Below are 3,509 nucleotides of genomic sequence, written 5' to 3' on the forward strand. Positions count from 1 at the left end.
GTTGCTGGAAGGCTTTGGGGCCGGCGCCGGAGACGGGGTGGTCCTGCCAGATCCGGCCGGCGGTGGCCCACAGGTCGTAGCGGTCGGAGACCGACTGGTCGGGGGCGGCGGAGACGGAGCCGATGGAGCTGAGCCGGTCGGTGACGCCGGAGCCGCCGAGGCCGAGTCCGCCGACCAGGACGACGACGGCGGCGGCGCCGAGCAGGGCGCCGCGGACGGCGAGCCTGGCGTCGGCGCGCAGCAGCAGGACGGTGGCGGCGGCGGCGGTGGCGATCCAGCTGCCGCGGCTGAAGGAGACCGCGAGCGGGAGGGCGAGGAAGGCGGCGGCGGCGAACATGGCGCGGCGCAGCCTGGGGTCGCCGTCGGGTCCGCGTTCGCCGAGGGCGAGGGCGAGGGCGGCGAGCAGGCCGTAGGCGACGACGGTGGACATCGCCATGATGTCGAGGGCGCCGAAGGTGCCGACGGCGCGGATCGGGCGGCCGGTGTAGGAGGCGCCGGTGCCGGTGAGGAACTGGTGGACGCCGACGACGCCCTGGATCAGTGCGGCGGCGACGAAGGAGCCGAGCACGAGGCGCTGGTCGGTGCGGTCGCGCAGGGAGCAGAGCACGGCGGCGGGGACGAGCACGAACACCTGGGTGAGCCGGACGAAGCCGGTGAGGCTGGTCGCGGGGTCGATGGAGCCGACGGTGGCGACGGCGGCGGCGGTCACGATCGCGCCGAAGCGGACGGCGTCGGCGCGGCCGATGGCGGGGGTGCGGCCGCGCAGCAGGTTGACGGCGGTGAGGGCGACCAGGGCGAGCGAGGCGAGGTCGGCGGCGGTGACGTGGACGGCGGCGGCGACGTCCTTCTCCCCGGTGGGGACGCAGACCAGCAGCACGGTGGCGGCGGCCAGCAGGCCGGGGCGTTCCTGGAGGACGCCGCCCGCACGCCGTAACAGCCGGGCGGGGTGCGGTGGTGCGGCGAGGGTCAGGGCCACGGCGTTGATCAGCTCCCGTCCGGGTGGAGCATGAGGGCCGCGGTGCGGCACAGGATCTTGACGTCCTGCCAGAGGCTCCAGCTCTCGATGTAGCGGTTGTCGAAGCGGGCCCGGTCCTCGATCGAGGTGTCGCCGCGCAGGCCGTTGACCTGGGCGAGGCCGGTGAGGCCGACGGGGACGCGGTGGCGGTCCGCGTACTCGGGGTAGGCCTGGCTGAACCGCATGACGAAGTAGGGGCGTTCGGGGCGGGGGCCGACGAGGCTCATGTCGCCGCGGAGCACGTTCCACAGCTGCGGGAGTTCGTCGAGGGAGCTGCGGCGCATCAGCCGGCCGACGGCGCCCATCCGGTGGTCCTGGGAGATGTTCCAGCGGGTGGCGGACTCGTGCTCGTTGCTGGGCCGCAGGGTGCGGAACTTGAGGACGGTGAAGACCCGGCCGTCGAGGCCGGTGCGCTGCTGGCGGAAGAGGACGCCGGGGCCGGTGTCGAAGCGGACGGCGAGCGCGCAGAGGGCGAGTACGGGGCCGAGCAGCAGCAGGCCGGTCGCGGCGGCGGTGACGTCCAGGGTCCGCTTGACGGCCCAGCCGGGGCGGCGGGTCGCGGCGCGGCCGACCCGGACGCAGGGGAAGCCCCAGAGGTGGTCGGCGCCGGTGAGGCGTCCGGCGGCGACGGAGCCGTACTCGCGCAGTGCGGGGACCAGCCAGACCTGGCAGCCGAGGCGGGCGGCGTCGCGCAGGGCGGCGGCGGTCTCGGCCTCGTCGGCGGCGCCGGCGGTGGCGACCACGTGGTGGACGCGGTGGCGGCGGACCTCGCGTTCGAGTACTTCGCGGCCGCCGAGCACGGGCAGGTCGGTGTCGCCGGCGAGCAGCGGCGGGTCGGGGTCGAGGAAGCCGATCGGGCGCATCCCGTACTCGCCGCGTTCGTTGAGGGCGGCGGCGACGCGGCGGCCGAGCCGGCCGGCGCCGAGCACCAGGACGGGGCTGGGGCGGCTGCGGCGGATCCGGCGCACCAGGTGGTAGAGCAGGGCGCGGCCGCAGACGGCGAGCAGCAGCTGGGTGCCGAGGAGGACGATCAGCCGGGCCGGGGTGGCGGGGCCGGTGTCGGGCCAGTGGCCTTCGAGGCAGCCGGCGAGGCTGATGGCGAAGGCGGAGGCGACGAGCGCCCGCGCGGTGAGGGCGGGCAGCTCGTCGAGGACGGAGAGGGTGAGGCGGGTGCGGTAGAGGCCGCCGGCCAGGTTGAGCAGGAGCAGCAGGGGCAGCAGGGCGGCGACGCCGAGCAGGGGTGCCACCCGGACGGCTGGGTCGAGGGCGCGGTTGGCGACCCCGGTGGCGGTGCAGAGGGCGAGGGCGTCGACGGCGACCAGGGTGACGGGCAGGGCGAGCCGGGCGCGGACCGGGCGGCGGTGCCGGCGGGCCGGGGCGGCGCTGCGGGTCTGGGCGGAGCGTGCCGGGCGGTCGAGCAGCCCGGTGGCGGGCCGGGGCGGGCCTGACAGGGACCGCCCGGGCCTTGGCACGCTGTCGTGGTCAATGGTCATCAGCGCACGAACTCCCCTGCTGTGTGCCCGGGGTGACGGCGGCCCGGCACCGGTTGGCCCGGAGCGGCCGTCCCGGCCCGGTGGGCGCGGTCCTGACAGCACCTGCTGCCGCTGGCGGCTTTCGATTTCCTCGCGAATTGCCGGCGTGAAATCGAAACGAAGCAGGCAAAATCAGACGTTACCGAACGCTGGCTTGAATGCTGGAAGTTGACTTGCCTTTTCATTCCAGCCGCCCATTAATAGGTATTTCTGATTTCACCCCTCATCCACAACCGGCTGAGGGTGCGAATACGACGGCGCCGGATCGGCGGGGCATTCACGGCATGTGAAACGATCAGATCCGCTGCGGGACACGGGCGCGGCGTCGCCCGGCCGCCGGACCGGCACCCAGCAGGTCGCGGTAGAGCGCGTCCACCTGTTCGACCACCGAGCGAACATCATGGCGAGCCGCGGCGTGCTCGCGCAGGCGCAGACCGCGCCGCTCGCACTCGATCGGATCGGACAACGCCTCGGCCATTCGGGTGACGAGCGCGTCCACATCGCCGGGCGGCACCACGGCGGACGCGCGTTCGACCGGCGGCAGGCACTCCCGCGCGCCCGGCACGTCGGTCAGCAGCACCGGACGCCCGGAGGCCATCGCCTCCAGGGGGGCCAGCGCCATGCCCTCCCAGCGCGAGGGCAGCACCACCAGATCGGCCGCCGCCAGCCACGGCCGGGGGTCCGCGACGTCCCCCACCAGCCGGACCCGGGACGGCTCGGCGCCCTCCCGGACCGTCGCGGCCAGCCGGGCCTCCTCCGGTCCGCCGCCGACCAGCGCCAGCCGGGCGGCCGGCACCCGGCGCCGCACCTCCGGCCAGGCGGCGAGCAGCACGTCCTGGCCCTTCTGGCGGCAGAGCCGGCCCACGCAGACCGCGAGCGGGGCGTCGAGCTCCAGGCCGAGCGCGATCCGGGCGGCCCGACGGTCGGCGGGCGCGTAGTGGCGCACGTCCACGCCGTTGGGC

The 3,509-nt window shown here is 75.4% G+C and carries 3 protein-coding genes; all 3 read right to left on the reverse strand.

Annotated features, from left to right (window positions below; all coding sequences use genetic code 11):
* Nucleotides 1-976 (reverse strand): O-antigen ligase family protein (locus tag VR45_RS23140; protein WP_159394317.1); only part of this gene is annotated, 976 nt, incomplete at its 3' end.
* Between the two features lie 8 nt (nucleotides 977-984).
* Nucleotides 985-2,508: an exopolysaccharide biosynthesis polyprenyl glycosylphosphotransferase gene (locus VR45_RS23145; protein WP_045941739.1), complete on the reverse strand. Its 1,524-nt coding sequence runs from the start codon at nucleotides 2,506-2,508 to the stop codon at nucleotides 985-987.
* A 334-nt stretch (nucleotides 2,509-2,842) separates the two neighbouring features.
* On the reverse strand, nucleotides 2,843-3,509 hold a 667-nt coding region (locus VR45_RS23150), incomplete at its 5' end, for a glycosyltransferase (protein WP_045941741.1).

Origin of the sequence: Streptomyces sp. NRRL S-495 (genome assembly GCF_000966955.1) — a bacterium.
GTDB classification, from domain to species: Bacteria; Actinomycetota; Actinomycetes; order Streptomycetales; family Streptomycetaceae; genus Kitasatospora; species Kitasatospora purpeofusca.

What these genes read in the sequence shown, in the direction of transcription:
- VR45_RS23145 (WP_045941739.1), bottom strand. Translation starts at nt 2,508, where the DNA reads ATGACCATTGACCACGACAGCGTGCCAAGGCCCGGGCGGTCCCTGTCA.